This is a genomic window from Paenibacillus sp. FSL P4-0127 (genome assembly GCF_038007325.1).
Taxonomy (GTDB): Bacteria; Bacillota; Bacilli; order Paenibacillales; family Paenibacillaceae; genus Fontibacillus; species Fontibacillus macerans.
On record NZ_JBBOWY010000001.1, the window covers coordinates 1,737,501 to 1,761,177 of the forward strand.

23 protein-coding genes and 2 rRNA genes (1 of these 25 running past the window's edge) are annotated in these 23,677 nt (G+C 54.9%); 24 read left to right on the plus strand and 1 reads right to left on the minus strand.

Features of this window, described 5'->3' with window-relative positions:
- From NYE74_RS07540 to pssA, 9 genes are all read left to right on the plus strand, one after another.
- A 23S ribosomal RNA gene (locus NYE74_RS07540) occupies positions 1–1,734 on the plus strand (it extends 1,327 nt beyond the left edge of the window).
- 196 nt (positions 1,735–1,930) lie between these two features.
- Positions 1,931–2,047, plus strand: a 5S ribosomal RNA gene (gene rrf, locus NYE74_RS07545).
- Between the two features lie 769 nt (positions 2,048–2,816).
- Positions 2,817–3,275, plus strand: a complete 459-nt coding sequence (locus NYE74_RS07550) for a CtsR family transcriptional regulator (protein WP_036619456.1) — start codon at positions 2,817–2,819, stop codon at positions 3,273–3,275.
- A 46-nt stretch (positions 3,276–3,321) separates the two neighbouring features.
- A complete protein-coding gene (locus NYE74_RS07555; protein ID WP_036619458.1) occupies positions 3,322–3,846 on the plus strand; it encodes a UvrB/UvrC motif-containing protein in 525 nt (174 codons plus the stop codon).
- A gap of 12 nt (positions 3,847–3,858) precedes the next feature.
- On the plus strand, positions 3,859–4,917 hold the full coding sequence (locus NYE74_RS07560; protein ID WP_036619460.1) for a protein arginine kinase: 1,059 nt from the start codon (positions 3,859–3,861) through the stop codon (positions 4,915–4,917).
- 32 nt (positions 4,918–4,949) lie between these two features.
- Positions 4,950–7,394: an ATP-dependent protease ATP-binding subunit ClpC gene (clpC, locus tag NYE74_RS07565; RefSeq protein WP_036619462.1), complete on the plus strand. Its 2,445-nt coding sequence runs from the start codon at positions 4,950–4,952 to the stop codon at positions 7,392–7,394.
- Between the two features lie 248 nt (positions 7,395–7,642).
- A complete protein-coding gene (gene radA / locus NYE74_RS07570; RefSeq protein WP_036619463.1) occupies positions 7,643–9,010 on the plus strand; it encodes a DNA repair protein RadA in 1,368 nt (455 codons plus the stop codon).
- A gap of 13 nt (positions 9,011–9,023) precedes the next feature.
- Entirely contained in the window at positions 9,024–10,100 is a 1,077-nt protein-coding gene (gene disA, locus NYE74_RS07575) for a DNA integrity scanning diadenylate cyclase DisA (protein ID WP_036619465.1), read from the plus strand.
- A 52-nt stretch (positions 10,101–10,152) separates the two neighbouring features.
- Complete coding sequence (pssA, locus tag NYE74_RS07580; RefSeq protein ID WP_124333527.1) at positions 10,153–10,881, plus strand: CDP-diacylglycerol--serine O-phosphatidyltransferase; 729 nt, start codon at positions 10,153–10,155, stop codon at positions 10,879–10,881.
- A gap of 337 nt (positions 10,882–11,218) precedes the next feature.
- On the opposite strand, the gene NYE74_RS07585 is transcribed toward pssA, so the two are convergent.
- The gene (locus NYE74_RS07585; RefSeq protein WP_036619468.1) at positions 11,219–11,614 is read right to left on the minus strand and encodes a hypothetical protein; all 396 of its coding nucleotides are present in this window, start codon (positions 11,612–11,614) and stop codon (positions 11,219–11,221) included.
- A gap of 207 nt (positions 11,615–11,821) precedes the next feature.
- Here NYE74_RS07585 and NYE74_RS07590 point away from each other — a divergent pair, with 207 nt between their 5' ends.
- The 15 genes from NYE74_RS07590 (at position 11,822) to rplK (ending at position 23,607) form a co-directional block, all read left to right on the plus strand.
- Entirely contained in the window at positions 11,822–12,910 is a 1,089-nt protein-coding gene (locus NYE74_RS07590; protein WP_036619470.1) for a PIN/TRAM domain-containing protein, read from the plus strand.
- A gap of 75 nt (positions 12,911–12,985) precedes the next feature.
- On the plus strand, positions 12,986–13,744 hold the full coding sequence (gene ispD / locus NYE74_RS07595; protein ID WP_036619472.1) for a 2-C-methyl-D-erythritol 4-phosphate cytidylyltransferase: 759 nt from the start codon (positions 12,986–12,988) through the stop codon (positions 13,742–13,744).
- A 357-nt stretch (positions 13,745–14,101) separates the two neighbouring features.
- Entirely contained in the window at positions 14,102–14,590 is a 489-nt protein-coding gene (gene ispF, locus NYE74_RS07600; protein ID WP_036619474.1) for a 2-C-methyl-D-erythritol 2,4-cyclodiphosphate synthase, read from the plus strand.
- 128 nt (positions 14,591–14,718) lie between these two features.
- Positions 14,719–16,182 carry a glutamate--tRNA ligase gene (gltX, locus tag NYE74_RS07605; RefSeq protein ID WP_172531734.1) on the plus strand — a complete coding sequence of 488 codons (1,464 nt, stop codon included), beginning with the start codon at positions 14,719–14,721 and terminating at the stop codon, positions 16,180–16,182.
- A gap of 207 nt (positions 16,183–16,389) precedes the next feature.
- Positions 16,390–16,776, plus strand: a complete 387-nt coding sequence (locus tag NYE74_RS07610) for a hypothetical protein (RefSeq protein ID WP_036619478.1) — start codon at positions 16,390–16,392, stop codon at positions 16,774–16,776.
- Positions 16,777–16,914: 138 nt separating this feature from the next.
- Entirely contained in the window at positions 16,915–17,574 is a 660-nt protein-coding gene (gene cysE / locus NYE74_RS07615) for a serine O-acetyltransferase (RefSeq protein WP_036619481.1), read from the plus strand.
- A gap of 119 nt (positions 17,575–17,693) precedes the next feature.
- Positions 17,694–19,100 (plus strand): cysteine--tRNA ligase, encoded by a 1,407-nt coding sequence (gene cysS / locus NYE74_RS07620; protein ID WP_036619482.1) that lies wholly within the window; start codon positions 17,694–17,696, stop codon positions 19,098–19,100.
- A 125-nt stretch (positions 19,101–19,225) separates the two neighbouring features.
- Positions 19,226–19,657, plus strand: a complete 432-nt coding sequence (locus NYE74_RS07625; protein WP_036627484.1) for a Mini-ribonuclease 3 — start codon at positions 19,226–19,228, stop codon at positions 19,655–19,657.
- Positions 19,658–19,713: 56 nt separating this feature from the next.
- A complete protein-coding gene (gene rlmB, locus NYE74_RS07630) occupies positions 19,714–20,466 on the plus strand; it encodes a 23S rRNA (guanosine(2251)-2'-O)-methyltransferase RlmB (RefSeq protein WP_036619483.1) in 753 nt (250 codons plus the stop codon).
- Positions 20,467–20,471: 5 nt separating this feature from the next.
- The gene (locus NYE74_RS07635; protein ID WP_036619484.1) at positions 20,472–20,993 is read left to right on the plus strand and encodes an NYN domain-containing protein; all 522 of its coding nucleotides are present in this window, start codon (positions 20,472–20,474) and stop codon (positions 20,991–20,993) included.
- A 158-nt stretch (positions 20,994–21,151) separates the two neighbouring features.
- The gene (sigH, locus tag NYE74_RS07640) at positions 21,152–21,805 is read left to right on the plus strand and encodes an RNA polymerase sporulation sigma factor SigH (RefSeq protein ID WP_371861015.1); all 654 of its coding nucleotides are present in this window, start codon (positions 21,152–21,154) and stop codon (positions 21,803–21,805) included.
- 345 nt (positions 21,806–22,150) lie between these two features.
- Positions 22,151–22,300, plus strand: coding sequence for a 50S ribosomal protein L33 (gene rpmG / locus NYE74_RS07645; protein ID WP_082207653.1), 150 nt, complete (start codon positions 22,151–22,153; stop codon positions 22,298–22,300).
- A gap of 21 nt (positions 22,301–22,321) precedes the next feature.
- Positions 22,322–22,513: a preprotein translocase subunit SecE gene (gene secE, locus NYE74_RS07650; RefSeq protein WP_036619486.1), complete on the plus strand. Its 192-nt coding sequence runs from the start codon at positions 22,322–22,324 to the stop codon at positions 22,511–22,513.
- A 23-nt stretch (positions 22,514–22,536) separates the two neighbouring features.
- The gene (gene nusG, locus NYE74_RS07655; protein ID WP_036619487.1) at positions 22,537–23,070 is read left to right on the plus strand and encodes a transcription termination/antitermination protein NusG; all 534 of its coding nucleotides are present in this window, start codon (positions 22,537–22,539) and stop codon (positions 23,068–23,070) included.
- Positions 23,071–23,181: 111 nt separating this feature from the next.
- Positions 23,182–23,607 (plus strand): 50S ribosomal protein L11, encoded by a 426-nt coding sequence (gene rplK, locus NYE74_RS07660; protein WP_016310704.1) that lies wholly within the window; start codon positions 23,182–23,184, stop codon positions 23,605–23,607.
- The last annotated feature ends 70 nt before the right edge of the window (positions 23,608–23,677 follow it).

Sequence of the window (23,677 nt, forward strand, 5' to 3'; positions counted from 1 at the left end):
AGGACTTCGAAGCAGGAGTGAAGTCGATTCAGGGGTAGGGGAGCGTTGTGTATGCGTTGAAGGTGTACCGTAAGGAGCGCTGGAGAGTACACAAGTGAGAATGCCGGTATGAGTAACGAAAAGATCAGTGAGAATCTGATCCGCCGAAAGCCTAAGGGTTCCTGAGGAAGGTTCGTCCGCTCAGGGTAAGTCGGGACCTAAGGCGAGGCCGAAAGGCGTAGTCGAAGGACAACAGGTTGAAATTCCTGTACCACCGTAATCCGCTATGAGCGATGGGGTGACGCAGGAGGGTAGTGACGCGGGGCGATGGAATGCCCCGTCCAAGCAGTGAGGCTGGTGTGTAGGCAAATCCGCACACCGTAAGGCTGGGCTGTGATGGGGAGGGAAAATTTACAGTACCGAAGGTCATGATCTCACACTGCCGAGAAAAGCCTCTAGCCAGGAGAAGGTGCCCGTACCGCAAACCGACACAGGTAGGCGAGAAGAGAATTCTAAGGCGCGCGGAAGAACTCTCGTTAAGGAACTCGGCAAAATGACCCCGTAACTTCGGGAGAAGGGGTGCCCCGGTAGGGTTTATAGCCCGAGGGGGCCGCAGTGAAAAGGCCCAAGCGACTGTTTAGCAAAAACACAGGTCTGTGCGAAGCCGCAAGGCGAAGTATACGGGCTGACGCCTGCCCGGTGCTGGAAGGTTAAGGGGAGCGGTTAGGGGTTAAACCCGAAGCTGTGAACCGAAGCCCCAGTAAACGGCGGCCGTAACTATAACGGTCCTAAGGTAGCGAAATTCCTTGTCAGGTAAATTCTGACCCGCACGAATGGCGTAACGACTTGGGCGCTGTCTCAACGAGAGATCCGGTGAAATTTTAATACCTGTGAAGATGCAGGTTACCCGCGACAAGACGGAAAGACCCCATGGAGCTTTACTGCAGCTTGATATTGGACTTTGATACGATTTGTACAGGATAGGTGGGAGCCTAGGAAGTGGGAGCGCAAGCTTCCATGGAGGCGCCGTTGGGATACCACCCTGATCGTATCGGAGTTCTAACCCGGTACCGTAAGCCGGTACGGGGACCGTGTCAGGCGGGCAGTTTGACTGGGGCGGTCGCCTCCTAAAGAGTAACGGAGGCGCCCCAAGGTTCCCTCAGAATGGTTGGAAATCATTCGCAGAGTGCAAAGGCAAAAGGGAGCTTGACTGCGAGACTGACAAGTCGAGCAGGGACGAAAGTCGGGCTTAGTGATCCGGTGGTACCGCATGGAAGGGCCATCGCTCAACGGATAAAAGCTACCCTGGGGATAACAGGCTTATCTCCCCCAAGAGTCCACATCGACGGGGAGGTTTGGCACCTCGATGTCGGCTCATCGCATCCTGGGGCTGAAGTAGGTCCCAAGGGTTGGGCTGTTCGCCCATTAAAGCGGTACGCGAGCTGGGTTCAGAACGTCGTGAGACAGTTCGGTCCCTATCTGTCGTGGGCGCAGGAAATTTGAGAGGAGCTGTCCTTAGTACGAGAGGACCGGGATGGACGCACCGCTGGTGTACCAGTTGTTCCGCCAGGAGCACAGCTGGGTAGCTAAGTGCGGACGGGATAAGCGCTGAAAGCATCTAAGCGTGAAGCCCCCCTCAAGATGAGATTTCCCAATTAGTAAGACCCCTTGAAGACGACGAGGTTGATAGGCCTGAGGTGGAAGTGCAGCAATGCATGGAGCTGACAGGTACTAATCGGTCGAGGGCTTATCCAAAACTCTACCCACCAAAGTGACGTGAAGCTTCGAAGCTGAGTCCGAGTACTTTGGCGGGGCCCAAAAATATACCCCAAAAAGTGACGCGAGGCTTCGTAGGTAATTCCGATTACTTTTCGGGGACCCCGGGAACTGAATAGGGGCTAACACGCAAATCAAGTTTCGTATCCAGTTTTCAAGGATTAACCTTGAATCGTTTGGTGGCGATGGCGGAGGGGTTCCACGCGTACCCATCCCGAACACGACCGTTAAGCCCTCCAGCGCCGATGGTACTTGGACCGAAGGGTCCTGGGAGAGTAGGACGCCGCCAAGCATGAAGAAGAGCACCGCCGATCACTCGGCGGTGTTTTTTGTATTTTCGGAATGCTGCAGCGGGATGAGATGGATAGGGTACTAAGTTATACAGCAGACTCCGAGAGGATATTTCCGACTTTTTTTAAAACCCAGCTTTTCGAATCAATACTGTTGCCCACCTATTGCCCATCGGAACTCTAACGGTTGCAGCAGCGGCTATTTTACGAAAAGGGGCCTTATCCAAATTCTAACGGTTGTGAGCGCCCTTATCTGCCTGAATTTAAGCAAAATCAGCCGGATTTCAGTGAAATAAGCGCCGTGGCATCCGTTACAGTTTGAAATCCAACGTTTTTGGAATAAATAGCGGTTGTGGCAACCGTTAGAATTGTTTCGTGGTCGGAGATGTATCTGTCAGACCAGAATTTGATGCAATATTAGCGGGAAATCCCCGGGTAATGACGTTTAATGTCATTTGGGGGCAAAAGGGGCCAAGCTTGTTTCGCTAAAATGTCGAAAAACCGATTAAGCAAGTCCAATGGGCCGGATACTGCGTTTTTCGCTTTTTTGATGCCCCTGGAGCACGAATATTTTCGCCGCTGGTCGATCACACTGAAATTGATTGCGGAAACCCTCTTGGCAAATGATCAAAATATGGTATAATGAGAATAAAGTCAAAGAAAGTCAAAGTCAACAGAAGCCCGGTGGCGGCATATTCTGCTGATAGCCGGTAGAACAGTACAGCATGAGTTTTTAGGAGCTTCACGTTTGGAACAATGGAGGATGAGTGAATGCGTAATATCTCAGATATCATTGAAAAATATCTCAAGAGTATTTTGCATGAAAGTCCTGAAGGAACGATAGAAATTCAGCGTAACGATCTTGCCGACCAGTTTTCCTGCGTGCCGTCGCAGATCAATTACGTGATCAGTACACGGTTCACGCTGGAGAAAGGGTACCTTGTCGAAAGCAAGCGCGGCGGCGGCGGTTACGTGCGGATTCGGCGGATTGAGCTGCCGGGTCCAACCTCGCTGCACACCCACCTGCAGCAAACGATCGGGGACGAGATCGGGCAGACCGCGGCCGAAGGGCTCATTTATCAACTGGAAGAAGCCCGGTTCTTAAGCCGCCGGGAAGCGGCGCTGATGCGTTCCGCCATCTCCCGTGACGTCCTGGCGATCAAATTGCCGTACCGCGACCAGATTCGGGCAAAACTAATGAAAGCGATGCTGATTGCTTTGTTGAGTTAGGGTGAGCGGAGGTTATTAGCAGTCAATCCATAAAGGAGGGACACCTATGCAATGTCAAGAATGCGGCAAGCGCCCGGCAACCCTGCATTTCACCAAAATCGTGAACGGGGAAAAGACGGAGTTTCACATTTGCGAGGCCTGCGCCCGTGAAAAAGGGGAGATGCTTCCGGGGACCTCGGGCGGTTTTTCGATCCACAACTTGCTGTCGGGTTTCCTGGATTTGAGCCCGTCAAGCAAAGGCCAGATTTCCGGAACCAAAAGTCCCGAAAGCGTACGCTGTGAAGAATGCGGCATGACCTACTCCCAGTTCAGCAAAATCGGCCGTTTCGGCTGCAGCTCTTGTTACAAATATTTTAACGACCGCCTGGACCCGCTCTTCAAGAGAGTTCACGGCAACACGGTCCATGTCGGGAAGGTGCCGAAGCGGACCGGCGGCCACATTCAAGTCAAACGCAAGCTCGACGATCTTCGACGCGAGCTGCAGTATCGGATCCTGCAGGAAGAATTCGAGGAAGCCGCAGCGCTGCGGGACCAGATCCGCGAGCTTGAGAAGAATATTTCCGCAGAGTAGGAGGGATGCAGGGTGTCAAAACTCCGTTTTACAGAACAGCCGCTAAGCGAGTGGATGAGACGGGAGGGCAAACAGTCGGACATCGTCATCAGCAGCCGGGTGCGGATCGCCCGCAACCTCCAGCACCAGCCTTTCCCGATGCTGGCCACCAACCAGCAGTCGGAAGAGGTGCTGAAGCAGCTGCAGACCGTGCTGTCCGACGAGCGCTTGAAGTCCTACGGCAAGCTTCATCCGGTCCTGCTTGCGGACCTCGACGAGCTTGACAAACGGGTGTTGGTGGAAAAGCACCTGATCAGCCCCAACCTGGCGAACGAATCCAGAAGCGGGGCGGTGTTCATCAGTGAAGACGAAAGTCTCAGCATTATGGTGAACGAAGAAGACCACCTGCGAATCCAATGTTTGTATCCGGGATTCCAGGTGCAGGAGGCTTGGGAGAAAGCGACGGCGATCGACGATATTTTTGAAGCTCATGTCGATTACGCTTTTGACGATCGCCGCGGTTACTTAACCAGCTGCCCGACGAATGTCGGCACCGGCCTGCGGGCTTCGGTGATGATGCACCTTCCGGCATTGGTACTGACGCAGCAGATCAGCCGGATTTTGTCGGCGGTGTCGCAGGTGGGATTGACGGTGCGCGGCATCTACGGGGAAGGCAGCGAAGCGACGGGCAACTTGTTTCAAATCTCAAATCAGATTACACTAGGACAAAGCGAAGCGGAGATTATAGAAAATTTATACGGGGTTGTCCTGCAGATCATTCAGCATGAGAAAACGGCCAGAGAGAAGCTGATCGGGGAATCTCGGCTTCGGATGGTGGACCGGGTGATGCGCTCCTACGGGATTTTGTCGCACGCCGCCATCATCGATTCCAAAGAAGCCGCGCAGCGGCTGTCCGACGTCCGGCTCGGCGTGGATCTCGGACTGATCGATTCGGTACCCACGGAGGTGCTGAACGAATTGAACGTGCTCACGCAGCCTGGTTTTTTGCAAAAGAAATTCAGCGGGAGCATGTCCCCGGGAGAAAGGGATATGTACCGCGCCAAACTCATTCGTGAACGAATGGGGAAATAAAAGGTAAATTAACTATGGAGGTGTAGGAGAAGATGATGTTTGGAAGATTTACGGAACGCGCCCAGAAGGTGCTGGCCTTAGCCCAGGAAGAAGCCGTAAGGCTTGGACATAACAATATCGGCACGGAGCACGTGCTGCTTGGCCTCATTCGCGAAGGCGAAGGCATTGCCGCCAAGGCTTTGATCGGGCTCGGACTTGGCCTGGAGAAAATCCAGGACGAAGTTGAAACCTTGATCGGCCGCGGACAAGAGCAGCCCACCAATATCGCCTATACGCCGCGCGCCAAAAAAGTAATCGAACTGTCGATGGACGAAGCGCGCAAGCTGGGCCATACTTACGTCGGCACGGAGCATATTTTGCTCGGGTTGATTCGTGAAGGCGAAGGTGTCGCCGCGCGCGTACTGAACAACCTTGGCATCAGCCTGAATAAGGCGCGCCAGCAAGTGCTGCAATTGCTCGGCAGCAGCGAAGCCGTCTCCAGCCATCACGGCGCGCCGGCCAATGTCAATACGCCAACCCTGGACAGCTTGGCCCGCGATTTGACGGCCTCCGCCAAGGAAGGTAACCTTGATCCGGTCATCGGCCGCAGCAAGGAAATCGAACGGGTTATTCAGGTGCTCAGCCGCCGGACGAAAAACAACCCGGTCCTGATCGGGGAGCCGGGGGTCGGTAAAACGGCGATCGCCGAAGGGTTGGCGCAAAAAATCATCAACAACGAAATTCCCGAAACGCTGCGCGACAAACGCGTCATGACGCTCGATATGGGCTCCGTCGTAGCGGGAACCAAATATCGCGGCGAATTTGAAGACCGCCTGAAAAAAATCATGGACGAAATCCGCCAGGCCGGCAACATTATCCTGTTCATCGACGAGCTGCATACGTTGATCGGGGCCGGCGGCGCGGAAGGCGCGATCGACGCTTCGAACATCCTGAAGCCGGCGCTGGCCCGCGGCGAACTGCAGTGCATCGGGGCGACGACGCTCGATGAGTACCGCAAGTACATCGAAAAAGACGCCGCGCTGGAACGGCGCTTCCAACCGATTACGGTCGACCAGCCGTCGGTGGAAGAAGCGATCCAAATTCTGCACGGGCTGCGCGACCGCTATGAAGCGCATCACCGCGTGAAAATCACCGATGAAGCGATTGATCAAGCCGTTAAGCTGTCCGACCGCTATATCCAGGACCGCTTCCTGCCGGACAAAGCGATCGATCTTATCGATGAAGCCGGGTCCAGAGTAAGGCTCAACACCTATACGGTACCGCCGAATCTGAAGCAGCTGGAAAGCCGGCTCGAGGACATCCGCAAGGAGAAGGACGCGGCCGTGCAAAGCCAGGAATTCGAAAAAGCGGCGGCGCTTCGCGATACCGAACAGAAGATCCGCGAAGAGCTTGAGCTGACGAAAAACCAATGGAAAGAAAAACAAGGCCGCACCGATTCCGAAGTGACGCCGGAAGATATCGCCCAGGTCGTCGCCAGCTGGACGGGAATCCCCGTGAACAAGCTGAAGGAAGAGGAAACGGAACGCCTGCTCAATATGGAGAGTATTCTGCATGAGCGGGTGATCGGCCAGGATGAAGCGGTGAAAGCCGTGAGCCGGGCGATCCGCCGGGCCCGCGCAGGCCTTAAGGACCCGAAACGGCCGATGGGTTCGTTCATCTTCCTTGGCCCGACGGGCGTCGGGAAAACCGAGCTGGCCCGAGCGCTGGCCGAAGCGATGTTCGGCGACGAGAACGCGGTGATCCGCATCGATATGTCGGAGTACATGGAGAAACATTCGACCGCCCGCCTCGTCGGAGCGCCTCCGGGATATGTCGGCTATGAAGAAGGCGGCCAGCTGACCGAGAAGGTGCGCCGCAAACCGTATTCCGTCGTGTTGCTCGATGAAATCGAGAAAGCCCATCCGGAAGTGTTCAACATCCTGCTGCAGGTGCTGGAGGACGGCCGGTTGACCGACTCCAAAGGCCGGGTCGTCGACTTCCGCAACACGCTGATTATCCTGACTTCGAACGTGGGCGCCGAAGCGATCAAGCGCAATACGCGCCTCGGCTTCACGGCGGTGCAGGATGCGGGAGCGGATTACGACAACATGAAGGGCAAAGTGATGGAAGAGCTGAAGAAGAGCTTCCGTCCGGAGTTCCTGAACCGGATCGACGAGATTATCGTGTTCCACTCGCTGGAGCAAGAGCATATCGGTCAAATCGTCTCGCTTATGTCCGAGGAGCTGCGCAAGCGGCTGCGCGAATACGACGTTGACTTTACGCTGACCGATAAAGCGAAGGAGTTCCTGGCCAAAGAGGGCTACGATCCCGCCTACGGGGCGCGGCCGCTGCGCCGGGCGATCCAGAAGCACATCGAGGACCGCCTGTCTGAAGAGCTCTTAACCGGCAACGTCAAGAAAGGCGATTCGTTGACGATCGACGAACAGAACGGCGAATTGACCGTAGAGCGCACAGGAACTTTTGTCAAAAATGCGTAAATCTAGGCTAAAAAGTCCTTGACTTTTAGGTAAGGCCTAAAATAGAACCATGTTAAAGCCGATGAAATATATGAAAGGCAGCTTCCAAGCGGTGCTTTGGAGCTGCTTTTTTTCATCCAGTTTCTTTTTTTGCAAAGGCTTTAAAAACTTTACGTGAATTCTCAAAGAATGGTAAAATTTGAATATACATCAGCGGAACCGGATTTGCAAGATTTGTCATATTTTGCGTCGATGAGAAGGAGAGATAAATGGTTAAAGTAAAAACAAAGTTTTTTTGCGGCGAATGCGGCTACGAATCGCCCAAATGGTACGGCAAGTGTCCGGGGTGCGGCGCGTGGAACTCAATGGTGGAGGAAACGGTGAAAACCGTCAAAACGCAAGGGCTGAATTCCGGGTTATTTCATGCGAAAGAAAAGCCGCTTTCGATCATAAATATAGAGAGCGGCAAGGAACCCCGGATTCAAACGGGAATCGGTGAGCTGAACCGGGTGCTTGGCGGGGGAGTTGTCCCCGGGTCGCTGGTGCTCGTCGGCGGAGACCCCGGAATCGGCAAATCGACGCTGCTGCTGCAAACGTCTCATGAATTGGCCCGGTCCGGGCTTAAAGTATTGTATATCTCGGGGGAGGAATCCGTACGCCAGACCAAACTGCGGGCGGAGCGTCTCGGCGCGCTTTCTCCCGAACTGTTCGTTTTGTGCGAAAGCAGCATGGACGGCATCGAAGAGGCGATCGAAAGCGTTGCGCCGGATTTTCTCGTCATCGACTCGATTCAGACGGTGTACCTGCCGGAAGTGACCAGCGCGCCGGGCAGCGTATCGCAGGTGCGGGAATGCACGGCCCGGTTCATGCGCATCGCCAAAGGGCAGGGAATCGCCACCGTGCTGGTCGGACACGTGACCAAGGAAGGCGCGATCGCCGGCCCGCGGCTGCTTGAGCATATGGTTGACTGCGTGCTTTATTTTGAAGGGGAACGGCATCACTCTTACCGCCTGCTGCGGGCGGTCAAAAACCGTTTTGGCTCGACCAACGAAATCGGCATTTTCGAGATGAATGAATCCGGCCTGACCGAGGTCGCCAACCCGTCGGAGCTGTTCCTGTCGGAACGGCCGCTTGGGGTGGCGGGCTCCACGGTCGTGGCCAGCATGGAGGGAACGCGGCCGATGCTGGTGGAACTGCAGGCCTTAATTGCGGCCACGCATTTTCCCTCCCCGCGCAGGATGGCGACCGGCGTGGATCATCAGCGCATGAACCTGATTCTAGCCGTGCTCGAAAAAAGAATGGGCATGTTCCTGCAAAATCAGGACGCCTACGTCAATCTGGCCGGCGGCGCCAAGCTGGATGAACCGGCGGTGGACCTGGCGATCGCCGTCAGCGTGGCGTCCAGCTTCCGCGATATACCGACCAAGCCGTACGACGTCATATTCGGAGAGGTGGGCTTGACCGGCGAGGTAAGGGCGGTGTCCCGGGCCGAGCAGCGGGTCAAGGAAGCAGCCAAACTGGGCTTTAAGCGGGTGATTTTGCCGGAGAAGAGCATGAAAGGATGGAAAGGACCGCAAGGAATCGAGTTGATTGGCGTAAATACCGTTGCAGATGCGCTAGCTGTTGCGTTAGATTAGGGGGCATTGAATGATGAAAGAAACTACCCAAACGGAAAAAATGAATGAATTGCTGAGGCTAGTCGCTCCGGGGACGGCCTTTCGCGACGGGCTCGAAAACGTGCTCCGGGCCAAAACCGGGGGGCTGATCGTCGTCGGCTACAGCCCGGAGGTGATGGAGGTCGTGGAGGGGGGCTTCTCCATCAACTGCGACTTTTCGCCGAACTATCTCTATGAGCTCGCCAAAATGGACGGGGCGATTATCCTCAGCGAAGATTTAAAGCGGATTCTGTACGCGAACACGCAGCTGATCCCGGATTCCTCCATCTCCTCCGCGGAAACGGGGATACGTCACCGCACCGCCGAACGGGTGGCCAAACAGACCGGCAAGCTTGTCGTTTCCATCTCCCAGCGCCGCAACATCATTACGCTGTATCAGGGAAACATAAGGTACGCGCTTAAGGAAATCGGCGTTATTTTGACCAAGGCGAATCAGGCGATTCAAACGCTGGAAAAATACAGAGCGGTGCTCAATCAGGCTTTGACCAATTTGACCGCCTCCGAATTTGAGGAGCTGGTCTCATTGCCCGAAGTGGTGAACGTGATTCAGCGGGTGGAGATGGTGATCCGCATCAAGATGGAGATCAAGCGGTACATTAACGAGCTCGGGACGGAGGGGCGCCTGATCAGCATGCAGATGGAGGAGCTCGTCAGCAATATGGAGGAAGAAGCTTGGCTGTTGTATAAAGACTACGCCAAAGAAGACAGCGACGAGGCGATTCGCGAGATTATTTTGGGCCTCAAGCGGTCGACCGATGACGAACTGCTTGACGACAATCACATTACCCGGCTGCTCGGTTATCCCGCCGCGATGGCGACGTCCGAGGAACTTATTTCTCCGCGCGGCTACCGGGTGCTGAATAAAATCCCGCGTCTGCCGAACGTGATCATTCACAATTTGGTGGAGCGGTTCCATCAGCTGCCGAACGTCATGATGGCCAGCATCGAGGAGCTCGACGAGGTGGACGGGATCGGCGAAGTTCGGGCACGGGCGATCAAGGAAGGGCTGAAACGCCTTCAGGAACAGGTATTCATTGACAGACAAATTTAATTCCCCTATCATCTGCGGATGATGTTCGGGAATATCTTTCGAGGTGAAAGAAATGTTTACGAAATCGATTCCTAACATGTTCACCTTGGGGAACATGCTGCTCGGAATGCTGGCGATCATAATGGCGCTGGAAGGACGTTACAGCTTAGCGGCCATTATGGTGATCGTCGCCATGCTGCTCGACGGATTGGACGGACGGGTCGCGCGGGCGCTGAATGCCCAAAGCGAATTCGGCAAAGAGCTCGATTCCTTATCGGACATTATTTCATTCGGCGTCGCTCCTGCACTGATTATGTATTTGGTCTCTTTTCCGGAACTTCAGCCCGGTTTGGCGTGGGTGGTGACGGCTCTTTTCCCGATGTGCGGAGCTTTGAGATTAGCAAGGTTCAACGTGCAAAAGGGAGCTCCGGGATATTTTGTCGGATTGCCGATCCCGGCGGCGGGCGGTGTGGCGGCCACCCTGTCATTGTTTAATAAAGATATCTCGGCGGTTTATTGCGCAGCGGCCATGGTTTTGTTGTCTTATTTGATGGTCAGCACCGTCAGGTATCCGAATTTCAAAAAAATCGGCCTGCCGAAAAAAGCGGTCGTATATACGCCCATCGTCGTCATCGCCGCCGTTGTGCTCGCCGTGGCATTTCCGGATCAGCTTTCCAAGCTGATTTTCATTCCGCTGCTGCTGTACGCCGCCTATGGACTGCGGCAAAATATCGGCAGGGTGCTCCGCCGTAAACGAAGAGACGAAAACGAAACGGAAGAATTGTATCGGCCGAAACGCTGATATGCGAAAAAAGGCATGGATCTCCGCCGGACGGAAGGATCGATGCCTTTTTAAGTATAAGTATGATAAGCGCTGCTGCGGTTGACTTTACGGCATGAGAAACCCTCTCTGTTACCAAATGCAAAAGCACAGTTCATTTATCGTAAATCTCCGTTTTTGGGCGATTGAAATGCAAAAGCACATCTGAATATCGGTAATTTGAAGAAAAAGTGGCTTTTAACCGGAAATGAACTGCACATTTGCATTTGACGAGCCGATTCAGGGGCACTTAGGCGAAAAAGGCCTGCACTTTTACATTTCGTGGATTGTTAAGCGCCTTAGTGTCACCGGCAGCCCCTTACGATAAATTAAAAAGTCCCAACGTGGCGCATTTCTGGGATTCCCGCTCGATGATCTCGTCCATTTGAATCCCGAGCAAATTGCAAAGGGCGGACATATAGAAAAGGTTGCGTCCGAGCTCATTGATAATGGCGTCTTTGCAGTTTTCGCATAACTCGCCATGAACATGCTTGGCAATCGTCTCTTTCGCGTGCTGCAAGTCCATGCCCGGCTCGAAATCCTGCTTGGTGGCATGCAGCTCGATGCAGCCGCATTCGGTGACGGACTTGGTCACGGAACGGACGGCGGCCGCGTTGGTTTGTCCCATTTTCGACAAAACATCCAGCAAACTGCGGTGACGGAGCAACAGTTCGGAAACTTGTTCTTGAAAAGACTGAAGGCTTGGTGCGCTCATTTTCCATCCACCTCAATATATATGAATTGAATTCATTATATGCCACATTTTCCCCACTTATCAACCAGAAATCCCATAGCGATGGGCCTTCTCCTTCATATCGGCCGTTTGCCGTTTTCCAAAAAAAGTTATCCCCCACCGATTACGTCTCCAAAATTTGGATCATACTGGATAACGAAGATAGTTATTCAGGAGGTGAAGATAGACGTGCTGAAAAAATACTTACGGATCGCAGCCGGCCTGTGCGGCGCATGGTTCGGGTACACCGAGGGCGGATTGCTGGGCGTAATGCCGGAACCGGTTCGTTCCTGGTCCGACGGCATGAGCCCTTTGGCGGTGAACCTGATCATGGCGGCTGCCGGAGCCGCGCTGTTCATGTTCCTGTTTTCGCTGGCTGCAGATGTCGTATCCGCGAGAATTAAAGCGTGGATCGCCGCGTTGACCCGGATTCCGATGAATGACATGGCGGCCGGCGCGACCGGATTGACTGCGGGACTTCTTCTTTCTTTAATGGTCTATCCGCTTGCGACCTGGCTCGGATCTCTGGAGAGCTTCGCCCGGTTCGCCGTATCGGCGCTGTTTGGGTACATGGGGCTTTGCGTTGGACTTGCCAAGAAGGAAGAATTGTCATCATTCTGGAAATCGGGAAAATGGGGAGGCACCGTCCCCGAGGATGAACACGGGTCTAAAGAACATAAAATTTTGGACACGAGCGTGATTATCGACGGGAGAATCGCGGATATCTGCAAAACCGGATTCATTGAAGGGACGATCGTGATTCCCGAATTTGTGCTGGAGGAACTGCAGCATATCGCCGACTCCTCGGATTTGCTCAAACGCAACCGGGGGCGCCGCGGCCTGGACATTTTGAACAAAATCCAAAAAGAGCTGGACGTTAAAGTCATGATTTATGAAGGGGATTTTGAGGAGATCTCCGAGGTTGACAGCAAGCTGGTCAAATTGGCCAAGGTGCTGCAGGGCAAAGTCGTCACCAACGACTTTAACCTTAACAAGGTATGCGAGCTGCAGGGCGTGTCGGTGCTGAATATCAACGATCTTGCCAATGCCGTGAAACCGGTCGTGCTGCCGGGCGAGGAAATTATGGTACAAGTCATCAAGGACGGCAAGGAGCATGGACAGGGCGTGGCTTATTTGGACGACGGCACGATGATCGTTGTTGAAGGCGGACGCGATTACATCGGGATGATTACGGAGGTTCTGGTGACCAGCGTGCTGCAGACTTCGGCGGGACGGATGATTTTTGCCAAGCCAAAACTGTTGGAAAAAGCCCAGTAATTCGGTATGATGGGAATAAAAGCGCCGGGGGCGGGCCCCCGCGTTTTATTCTGGGCTAAGGTGAGGCAGATTACGATGGCGGCTGGGCAAAAAGGAATTTTCGGAGCGGTGGTGGTGGCGGCGGGACGGGGAAGCCGGATGGGAACGCGCGAAAGCAAGCAGTATTTGATGCTTGAGGACAAGCCGATTTTCATCCATACCCTCGAGGCGTTCGACCGCCATCCCGAGATCGCCGAAATGGTGCTCGTCACCGGCAGGCAGGATGTGGACCGCTGCCGGTCCTGGATTGCCGAATTCGGCATGACCAAACAAGTGCAAGTAATTCCGGGCGGCGCCGAGCGTCAGCAATCGGTATACCAGGGGCTGCTGCATATCAGTGCGCCATGGGTACTGGTGCATGATGGCGTCCGCCCTTTTGTTACGCGGGAACAAATCAGCGCCTGCTGCGAGGCGGCCATCGAGCATGGAGCGTCCGTACTGGCCGTTCCGGTGAAGGATACGATCAAGCAGGCCGACGGCCGGGGCTGGGTCGCGTCTACGCTGGACCGCCGCGTGTTGTGGGCGATTCAGACGCCGCAGGCTTTTCGCCGGGACGATCTGCTGGCCGCGCACGAACGGGCCGAGCGGGAGGGCTTCACGGGCACCGATGACTCGATGCTGGTGGAGCGGCTTGGCATTCCGGTCAAGCTCGTTGAAGGCGCGTACAGCAATATTAAGATTACGACGCCGGAGGACCTGGACTATGCGGAGTTTATCCGCGGGAAGGAGCGCCCGCAAGGGGAGGGGCACCCAGAAGTGAGGGAGTGCCCGGAAGGAGGGAACACCCGGAAGTGAAGGAGCAGTAGACTTGTTGTAGTCACAATACTTTCGGGATTTTCCGGTAGAAGTACAGGTTATCGATGGGGCTCCGGAGGCGGCGGAATTCTAACGGTTGCAGCAGCCGCTATTTTGCGAAAAAAGGCTTTTTTTATATTTTAACGGTTGTCAGCACCGTTATCGGCTTTAATTCGCAGGCGAAATAAGCGGCATGGCATCCGTTAGAACTTGAAAACAATGTTTTTGGGGCAAATAGCGGCTGTGGCAACCGTTAGAAAATTTTGTAGCTAGAAACGAAGCTGGTCAGATTTTTAGCAAACGTTAGTGCGTCGCTAGATGTGTTTTGTAAAAATTCGCAGGGAGAGGGATTCACACATGTTTATCGTGGGACAAGGTTTTGACGTGCATCAGCTCGTGGAGGGCAGGCCGTGCATCATCGGCGGAGTAACGATTCCGTATGAAAAAGGGCTGCTTGGACATTCGGACGCCGACGTGTTGCTGCATGCGGTAAGCGATGCGATATTGGGGGCGCTGGGGCTTGGGGACATCGGACGCCATTTCCCCGATACCGACCCGGCTTTTAAGGACGCGGACAGCGTCAAGCTGCTCGAACGCGTCTGGGAAATGGCCGTGGAGAAAGGATACCGGCTGGGGAACCTGGACGCCACCATCATTGCCCAGAAGCCTAAAATGGCGCCGTACATTCCGCAAATGGCGGAAATTATCGCCCGGGCGGTCGGGTCCGACCCGCGGCGGGTCAACGTGAAAGCCACGACGACGGAGCAGCTCGGCTTTACCGGGCGGGGCGAAGGGATTGCCGCCCAATGCATCGTTTCTCTTGTCTCCAATGGGGCGTCATTATAAGATTATCGAGTTTTGATATATAATACGTGTTTTCGCGATAAAAAGACGATTTTTGAACAACCTTTTATAGAGTTTTTGAGCGTGACTGTTTATAATCGTATACATCGTGTATTTATAGGGAGGGGATTGTGATGACAGAGGTTCGCGTGCGTTACGCGCCGAGTCCGACGGGTCATTTACATATCGGAAACGCCAGAACGGCGTTGTTTAATTATTTGTTTGCCAGACATCACGGCGGGAAATTCATTATTCGGATTGAAGATACCGACGTGAAACGGAACGTGGCCGGCGGCGAAGAAAACCAGCTGACCTATTTGAAATGGCTTGGCATGGATTGGGACGAAAGCGTGGACGTTGGCGGAGATTACGGGCCTTACCGTCAGACGGAGCGGCTTGATCTGTACCGTCCTCATGTGCAGGACCTGCTTGACCGGGGACTGGCTTACCGCTGCTACTGCACGGAAGAAGAGCTGGAAAAAGAGCGCGAAGAGCAGATGGCGCGGGGCGAAACGCCGCGTTATTCCGGGAAATGCCGCCATCTGACGCCGGAGCAGCACGCCGCTTACGATGCGGAAGGGCGGCCGTACAGCATCCGTTTCCGCGTCCCGGAAGGGCGCACCTTCGCGTTTGACGATTTGGTCAAAGGCACGATTTCGTTCGAGTCGGACATCAGCGGGGATTTCGTCATCGTGAAAAAAGACGGCATTCCGACCTACAACTTTGCCGTCGTGCTGGACGACCATCTGATGAAGATCAGCCACGTGCTGCGCGGGGAGGACCATGTATCCAACACGCCGCGCCAGCTGATGATTTACGACGCATTCGGCTGGGAGCCGCCGGTATTCGGGCATATGACACTGATCGTCGGCGAGAATCACAAAAAGCTGAGCAAGCGCGACGAATCGGTCATTCAGTTTATTGAGCAGTACGATCAGCTCGGTTATTTGCCGGAGGCGCTATTTAACTTTATCGCCCTGCTGGGCTGGTCACCGGAAGGCGAAGAGGAGTTCTTCACCAAGGAAGAGCTGATTTCGATCTTTGACGCGGGCCGTTTGTCCCGCAGCCCGGCGGTTTTCGACACGAACAAGCTGGCTCATCTCAACAACCATTACATTAAAAACGCCGATTCCGAGCGGATCGTCCGCCTGGCCATTCCGCATCTGCAGAAGGCCGGCCGGCTGCCGGCGGAGCTGACGGCCGAGCAGGAGGCTTGGACCAAAGCGCTGGTCGCGTTGTACCAGGAGCAGATGACGGCGGCTTCCGATATCGTGGCGTTGTCGGAACTGTTTTTCCGCAGCGATCTGGAGCTTGAGGAAGAGGCGGCCGCCGTATTGGCGGAACCGCAGGTGCCGGCCGTGCTGAACGCCTTCCTCGCCAAGGTGGAAGGGCTGGGCGAATACACCGTGGAAAATATCGCCGCCGCGATCAAAGAGGTGCAGAAAGAAACGGGCAGCAAAGGAAAAGGCTTGTTTATGCCGATCCGCGTGGCGCTGACCGGTCAGATGCACGGCCGCGACCTGAACCAGACGATTTTCTTGCTGGGTCAATCCAAGGTTGCGGATCGCCTTAAGGAGCGGATCGCCCGCCTGTAGCTATACTAATCTGCGGCAGCCCCGTGTTTTTTTAATTCTTGTCAGTTCATGAGCCTTTAGGTAATATAAAGGCAGATATACAACATCATTTAAGGCGGGCGAAGCGACGAAAGGGAAGCTTGACGGCCGCCTTAATTTCCACCGGCATAGATCGGGAGAAGTACGCTTGGAAGCCGTATTCACCAGAGAGGATAACCGGGACCCTTCATGCGGACCGCGCACAGAAGAATCCAGGCTGGAAGTTATCCGGATACGCCCGGCGGAAATGCACCCGGGAGCTGCGGAAGCGAGCACGCCTTGACCGGGCGAGGTAGCTTCCGCCGTTTCGTCCGCGTTAAGGACGGCGAAGAGGGAGGGGGGGCCGCCGCTCTGCCGGCCGCTCAAGCGATGCTGAAGTTCGGCCCAAGCTTGGGGCAACACGGACCGCACCGGGCGCCTGTCCGGGCGGCCTGCGGCCTCGGGCGCTGTGCGCCTGGCGCGCTGGCGAAGGATTGTACGGCCGCCCCATCCGAAGCAGAGTGGAACCGCGCGCAAAGCGCCTCTGCAGCGAAAAGCTGCAGGGGCGCTTTTCTTGTTTCTGTGCACCGGTGCTGATTGGATACTTCCAATAGATCAGGCTCGTTAGGCCGCAAAATGGGGGGCGGAATCTATTGGAACTTTTCCAATCGGCTCTCGCGCTCGGGGCACCAATTGTGGATGATCGCCATAGGAAAAAGAAGGTGGGGGGAAGCTATGTTCAAGAGAGTCAGATCCGATATCCAGGCGGTGTTTGATAACGACCCGGCGGCAAGAAGCTGGTTTGAAGTGATTTTTACGTATTCCGGCCTGCATGCGATTTGGAGCCACCGGATCGCTCACTTCTTCTACCGCCGCCGCTGGTTTACGGTTGCGCGAATCATCTCGCAGGTCAGCCGGTTTTTCACCGGTATTGAGATCCATCCGGGAGCCCGGATCGGCAAGCGGCTGTTTATCGACCATGGCATGGGCGTCGTCATCGGGGAAACTTGCGAAATCGGGGACGATGTGGTTATCTATCAGGGAGTCACCTTGGGCGGAAGCGGCAAAGAAAAAGGCAAACGCCACCCGACGATCGGCAATAACGTCGTGATCGGGTCGGGCGCGAAGGTGCTCGGCTCGTTTAAAGTCGGGGATCAAGTGAACATCGGGGCGAACTCCGTCGTCCTGAAGGAGGTTCCTCCCGGCAGCACCGTCGTGGGGATCCCGGGGAAGGTGGTCCGTCTGGACGGCAAGCGGCTCGACCGCCTCAGCCATCAGCTGCCCGACCCGATGGTCGACGCGATGCGGGAAATGCAGCGGGAAATCGAAGCGCTGCGGGGCGAGGTCCGCGATTTGAAGCAGCGGCTGCGCGAGGAGCAGCCTTCGGAGCTGTAAACGCCGCGTGAAGAGCGGCCCTTTAACCGTAAGAACTCCGCTGGTCATGGGCGTTTCACATACGCTTCGAACCGAGTAGGACTTTTGTCGAATAACCTTCAGTCGAAAGGAAAGTGAGTATGGCACTGCAGATCTTTAATACGTTAACCCGGAAAAAAGAAGAGTTTGTCAGCATCACCCCGGGTAAAGTCAATATGTATGTTTGCGGACCGACCGTTTATGGTTATATCCATATTGGGAACGCGCGGCCGATGATTTTTTTTGACGTTGTACGCAGCTATTTGGAAAACCAGAATTACGATGTGAACTATGTCGTCAATTTCACCGATGTGGACGACAAGCTGATCCGCAAAGCCGAGGAGCTGGGCAAAACGGTTCCTGAAGTGGCCGAGATGTTCATTCGGGCCTATTACGAAGATTTGGAAGGGCTTGGCATTCGGCGGGCCACGGCGAATCCGCGGGTGACGGAAAATATGGACGTGATCATCGGCTTCATCCGCGATTTGGAGCAGAAAGGTTTTGCTTACGAGAACGGCGGGGACGTTTTCTTCCGCACCCGCAAGTTCCCGGAATACGGCAAGCTGTCCGGCCAAAACATCGATGAGCTGCAGTTCGGGATCCGGATCGATGTGGATGAGCGCAAGGAGCATCCGGAGGATTTCGTGCTGTGGAAAGCGGCCAAGCCGGGTGAAATCCATTGGACCAGCCCATGGGGCGAAGGGCGTCCGGGCTGGCATATCGAATGCTCGGCGATGTCCCGGCTTCTGCTTGGCGATACGCTGGACATTCACGGCGGGGGCCAGGACCTGCAGTTTCCGCACCATGAATGCGAGGTCGCGCAGTCGGAAGCGGCTACCGGCAAACCGCTGGCAAATTATTGGATGCATAACGGTTATATTAATATCGGCGGCGAAAAAATGTCGAAATCGCTCGGCAACGGGGTTCTCGTCAAAGATTTGCGCGAAAAATACAAGCCTGAAGCGTTCCGTTATTTTATGCTGTCGGCTCATTACCGCAACCCGCTGAACTTTACCGAAGAGACGATGGTTCAGGCGGAGCGCAGCGTGGAGCGGATCGGCAACGCGGCGAACAATCTTCGCCACCGCCTGCAAGGGGCCGGAAGCGGAGCCGATGCGGCGGCGCCGGCCTGGGAAAGCAAGCTGGAGCAAATCCGCGATACCTTCCATGCGAAAATGCAGGATGATTTCAATACGCCGGACGCGATTACGGCCGTGTTCGAGTGGGTCAGCGAAGTCAATGCTTTGCTGCAGCAGCCGGAAGTCGGGCGGGCCGACCTGGAAGCGGCGCTGCGGCTGTTCGACGAGATGAACGGCGTGCTGCGGATTGCCCCCGCGCCGGCGGAAGCCGAGCTGCTGGATGCCGACATCGAGGCGCTCATCGCGGAGCGGGCGGAAGCGCGGAAAGCCAAAAACTGGGCGCGCGCGGATGAGATCCGCGACCTTTTGGTCGCGCAGGGCATCGTCCTTGAAGATACGCCCCAGGGCATGAGATGGCGCCGGAAATGACGGGACGAGGCCAAACGGATAAAGAACGCCCGGCGGGCGAGGCGGCTGAGGCTTCGGCAATGGGGAGCGCTGCGGACGGTATTGCCGCCTCCGGCGCTGCCGGCCGCGCTGTCGCGCCGGCCGCCATTCCCCCCGCGGCGCCCCTGTGGTTCCCCGACGCGCCCTCCAAACCGGCGCGGCTGCTGCCGCCGCTGGCGCTCGCCTACATCGGAGACGCCGTGTTCGAGGTCGCCGTCCGCCAGCATGTGATGTCCCGCGCGAACCTGCGGCCGCATCATTTGCACCGGGAGTCGACGAGGTACGTCTCGGCCAAAGCGCAGGCGCAGCTGCTCGCCTTGCTGGAGCCGCAGCTGACCGAGGACGAAAGGACAATCGTTCGCCAGGGCCGCAACGCGAAGTCGGGGACGATCCCGAAAAACGCCGATGTCCTGGAATACCGGCACGCCACCGCCTTCGAAAGCCTGGTCGGCTACCTGTACTATACGGGCGCCCACGACAGGCTGCGCCAGCTGGTGGCCCAAGGCTTTGCGCATTTGGATAGCGGAAGGCGGGATTGACAACAGCATTATTTTCATAACAACGGGAGACTTATGCGCTCTCTGGGAGGATTACGATGGAGGATCAAGAATGGATCGGCGGCAAGCATTCGCTGCTTGAGGCGCTGCATGCCGGCCGCGCGATCAACAAAATCTGGGTGGCGGAAGGAGCCCAAAAACACCTTACCCAACCGATTTTGGCAGAGGCCAAAAACCGCGGCATCGTCGTCCAGTTCGTGGACAAAAGAAAGCTGGACCAAATGGTGCCGGGGCTGCAGCATCAAGGGGTGGTCGCCCAGGTCGCCCCTTATGCCTATGCGGAGGTAGACGATTTGCTGGCCGCTGCCAACGAGCGGGGAGAAGCGCCTTTTTTGCTGATTCTCGACGAAATCGAAGACCCGCATAACCTGGGTTCCATTTTACGGACCGCCGAGTGCACGGGCGTGCATGGCGTTATTATCCCCAAGCGTCGTTCGGCCGCCGTGACGGCTACGGTATCGAAAACCTCGGCCGGGGCGGTGGAATATGTTCCCGTCGCACGGGTGACGAACCTGGCGCAGACGATGGAACGGCTGAAGGAGGAGGGGATCTGGATCGTCGGGACCGACGTAAACGCCAAGCAGGACATGTATCAAGGCGGCGGCGTGCTGAACGGTCCGGTGGCGGTCGTCATCGGCAACGAAAACAAAGGGATGGGGCGCCTCGTTCGCGAAACCTGCGACGTGCTGCTGAAACTGCCGATGAACGGGCGGCTGAACTCCCTGAACGCTTCGGTGGCCGCGGGAGTCATGATGTACGAAGCGCTGCGCAGACGACGCGCCGAAGGTTAACGGGTATGCGCGACCTGCGCGACGTGCTGCTGGTTGACGGGTACAACATGATCGGCGGGTGGCCCGAGCTGGCCGAGCTGTCCAAGCGGGACCTGCAGGAAGCCCGCGACAGGCTGCTTGAGCGGCTCGCCGATTATCAGGCTTTTTCCGGAAGGAAAGTGATCGTCGTATTCGATGCTTACCGTGTGCCGGGACTCGGCAAAACCTTCGCCCAAAATAAAGTGGACATGTACTTTACGAAGGAGAAGGAAACGGCCGATGAATGCATCGAGCGGCTGGTCGGCGAATTCAGTCACCGGCGGCGGCAAATTTACGTGGCAACAAGCGACATGGTGGAGCAGCATGTGATTTTCGGCCAGGGGGCCCTGCGCATTTCGGCCCGGGAATTGTTGACTCAGGTGGAGCAAAGCGAACAGGAAATCCAGCGCAAAATCGCCGAACGAAGCGAGAAATCCAGCCGGAATACGCTGGATGCCAAGCTGAGTCCGGAGGTGCGCCAGCTGTTTGAAAGATGGCGCAGGGAATAAAAGGGCATTCTTTTATTCTCCTCCCAAATACTCTTGACAAAGTTCGACTTTACATCTTTTGGTACTTTTGTTGTTGACGCTTTTATGGACCTTCATATATACTGTTCGTATTACTTGACTGAGTGACGGGGTACCGTGCGTTGCAGCCGGAGGGATTTGTGGTGAGTGTCAAACTCGAATCATGGGTTAGGTTTGACTATGAGATCCAAAATGACGAAGACATTGTCGAGGCGGTCCGCGAAGGCGACAGCGACGCGCTCGAGTACTTGATCAACAAGTACCGGAGTTTCGTGCGCGCCAAAGCCAGGTCCTATTTTCTGATCGGAGCCGATCGCGAGGACATCATTCAGGAAGGCATGATCGGACTTTACAAATCGATCCGGGACTTTCGAGGGGATAAGCTGGCTTCGTTCAAAGCGTTCGCCGAACTGTGCATTACGAGGCAGATTATTACGGCGATCAAGACGGCGACCCGCCAGAAGCACATCCCGCTGAATTCCTATGTTTCCCTGGACAAGCCGATCTACGACGAGGAATCCGATCGCACTTTGCTTGACGTGATTTGCGGTTCTCAGGTGAGCGATCCGGAGGAGCTGATCATTAACCAGGAAGAGTTCAGCGGACTTGAGGACAAGATGTCCGAGATTCTCAGCGACCTGGAGCGGAAGGTGCTTATGTTGTACCTGGACGGGCGTTCTTACCAGGAGATCGCCGTGGACCTGAACCGTCACGTCAAATCGATCGACAACGCGTTGCAGCGGGTCAAGCGCAAGCTGGAACGATATCTGGAAGTTCGCGACGGCAGTATTTAAGTGCGGGAACTGATTATTTTTCATATAAAATCGAGTTCAAAAAGTGCTATAAAAAAAGAATAGACGAGGGCGCCTGTATGTAACGGGAGGCCCTTTTTTTGGAAAAGTCCGCCCGTTCGCAGGCTCTACGCTTAAGGCCGATTTGAGGGCGCAGGGTTTATCTTCCAAAATCGTGACCAATACTATAAATATTCGTAGGGGTTGGCTTGTTGTCTCGTTGACACGACTATGGCCATGTGATAAAGTGTTTTAGGTAGGCCTAAATTTGTGCTTGCATTTTTTAGAATGCCGAATTTTAGGTCAATATAGAGACGCTCATAAGAATGTCTTCGGGAGGTGCACATCATGCGGGTAATAATTACGTTGGCTTGTACGAACTGTAAACAAAGAAACTACACGACAACGAAAAACAAGCGTAACCACCCCGACCGCATGGAGATGAAGAAATTTTGTAAGTTTTGCAACGAGCAAGTTCTTCATCGCGAAACCAGATAGCCTTTGGAGGTGTAGTCGCGCATGAAACGCAGTTTCAAGTCGTTTTTTTCTTTTTTCTCTGAGAGCTGGGCTGAGCTTAAAAAGGTTCGCTGGCCTAATCGTAAAGAGCTGACTAATTATACGCTGATTGTGCTCGGTACAATTGTCGTTGTGGCGATTTATTTTTGGGTTCTGGACATCGGCATTTCTGCTGTGATCGAAGCGATAATTTAAGAAGGGTCCCTAGGTGGCTTGATATGGAAAAAAGATGGTATGTCGTTCATACCTATTCCGGGTATGAGAACAAGGTCAAAGCCAATTTGGAGAAGCGTGTCGAGTCCATGGGCATGGAAGACAAGATATTCCGCGTACTTGTTCCGATGGAAGAAGAAGTGGTGAACAAAGACGGCAAGAAGAAAACCGTCATGCGCAAAGTTTACCCGGGGTATGTCTTGGTGGAAATGATCCAAACCGACGATTCCTGGTACGTTGTCCGCAACACGCCGGGTGTCACGGGATTTGTCGGCTCCACGGGTTCCGGTTCCAAACCTACTCCGCTGCTTCCGGAAGAAGTGGAGCAGATCCTGCATCATATGGGCATGGAAGAGCCGAAGCCGGTGATCGAGTTCGAACTCAAAGAATCCGTACGCATCAAAGTTGGCCCGTTTGCTAATTTTGTCGGCTCGATTGAAGAGATTTTAACGGACAAGAGCAAGCTGAAGGTTCACGTCAACATGTTCGGCAGAGAAACCCCGCTTGAGCTGGATTACACTCAGGTGGAGAAGATATAATTAAGTGTTCAAAAGATGTTTTTTTTGAACTACTTCTAAAGGTTTCTTAGGGTTTCAAAGTGGGAGGAACTGTGTTCCGTCTACCACTATTAGGGCAAGGAGGTGTTTTACATGGCGAAAAAAGTTATTAAAGTGGTAAAACTGCAAATTCCTGCGGGTAAAGCGAACCCTGCACCTCCGGTAGGTCCGGCGTTGGGTCAAGCGGGTGTCAACATCATGGCATTCTGTAAGGAATTTAACGCACGTACCGCCGATCAAGCAGGTTTGATCATTCCGGTTGAAATTTCGGTGTTTGAAGACCGTTCTTTTACTTTCATCACCAAAACTCCTCCGGCAGCCGTTCTGCTTCGCGTCGCAGCGAAGATCGAGAAGGGTTCCGGCGAACCGAACAAGAAGAAAGTGGCTACCGTGAAGCGCGACACCGTTCGTCAAATCGCGGAGCAAAAAATGCCCGACCTGAACGCAGCGTCCGTCGAAGCGGCTATGCGCATGGTTGAAGGTACGGCCCGCAGCATGGGCATCACGATCCAAGACTAAGTTTGGATCCACGGATGGAGTTTTATAAATGATCGAAGCATATTTATAAAATTCATCCCAAGTGGGAGGA

What these genes read in the sequence shown, in the direction of transcription:
- NYE74_RS07550 (WP_036619456.1), top strand. Translation starts at nt 2,817, where the DNA reads ATGCGTAATATCTCAGATATCATTGAAAAATATCTCAAGAGTATTTTG.
- NYE74_RS07555 (WP_036619458.1), top strand. Translation starts at nt 3,322, where the DNA reads ATGCAATGTCAAGAATGCGGCAAGCGCCCGGCAACCCTGCATTTCACC.
- clpC (WP_036619462.1), top strand. Translation starts at nt 4,950, where the DNA reads ATGATGTTTGGAAGATTTACGGAACGCGCCCAGAAGGTGCTGGCCTTA.
- radA (WP_036619463.1), top strand. Translation starts at nt 7,643, where the DNA reads ATGGTTAAAGTAAAAACAAAGTTTTTTTGCGGCGAATGCGGCTACGAA.
- disA (WP_036619465.1), top strand. Translation starts at nt 9,024, where the DNA reads ATGAAAGAAACTACCCAAACGGAAAAAATGAATGAATTGCTGAGGCTA.
- pssA (WP_124333527.1), top strand. Translation starts at nt 10,153, where the DNA reads ATGTTTACGAAATCGATTCCTAACATGTTCACCTTGGGGAACATGCTG.
- NYE74_RS07585 (WP_036619468.1), bottom strand. Translation starts at nt 11,614, where the DNA reads ATGAGCGCACCAAGCCTTCAGTCTTTTCAAGAACAAGTTTCCGAACTG.
- ispD (WP_036619472.1), top strand. Translation starts at nt 12,986, where the DNA reads ATGGCGGCTGGGCAAAAAGGAATTTTCGGAGCGGTGGTGGTGGCGGCG.
- ispF (WP_036619474.1), top strand. Translation starts at nt 14,102, where the DNA reads ATGTTTATCGTGGGACAAGGTTTTGACGTGCATCAGCTCGTGGAGGGC.
- NYE74_RS07610 (WP_036619478.1), top strand. Translation starts at nt 16,390, where the DNA reads ATGCGGACCGCGCACAGAAGAATCCAGGCTGGAAGTTATCCGGATACG.
- cysE (WP_036619481.1), top strand. Translation starts at nt 16,915, where the DNA reads ATGTTCAAGAGAGTCAGATCCGATATCCAGGCGGTGTTTGATAACGAC.
- cysS (WP_036619482.1), top strand. Translation starts at nt 17,694, where the DNA reads ATGGCACTGCAGATCTTTAATACGTTAACCCGGAAAAAAGAAGAGTTT.
- rlmB (WP_036619483.1), top strand. Translation starts at nt 19,714, where the DNA reads ATGGAGGATCAAGAATGGATCGGCGGCAAGCATTCGCTGCTTGAGGCG.
- NYE74_RS07635 (WP_036619484.1), top strand. Translation starts at nt 20,472, where the DNA reads ATGCGCGACCTGCGCGACGTGCTGCTGGTTGACGGGTACAACATGATC.
- rpmG (WP_082207653.1), top strand. Translation starts at nt 22,151, where the DNA reads ATGCGGGTAATAATTACGTTGGCTTGTACGAACTGTAAACAAAGAAAC.
- secE (WP_036619486.1), top strand. Translation starts at nt 22,322, where the DNA reads ATGAAACGCAGTTTCAAGTCGTTTTTTTCTTTTTTCTCTGAGAGCTGG.
- nusG (WP_036619487.1), top strand. Translation starts at nt 22,537, where the DNA reads ATGGAAAAAAGATGGTATGTCGTTCATACCTATTCCGGGTATGAGAAC.
- rplK (WP_016310704.1), top strand. Translation starts at nt 23,182, where the DNA reads ATGGCGAAAAAAGTTATTAAAGTGGTAAAACTGCAAATTCCTGCGGGT.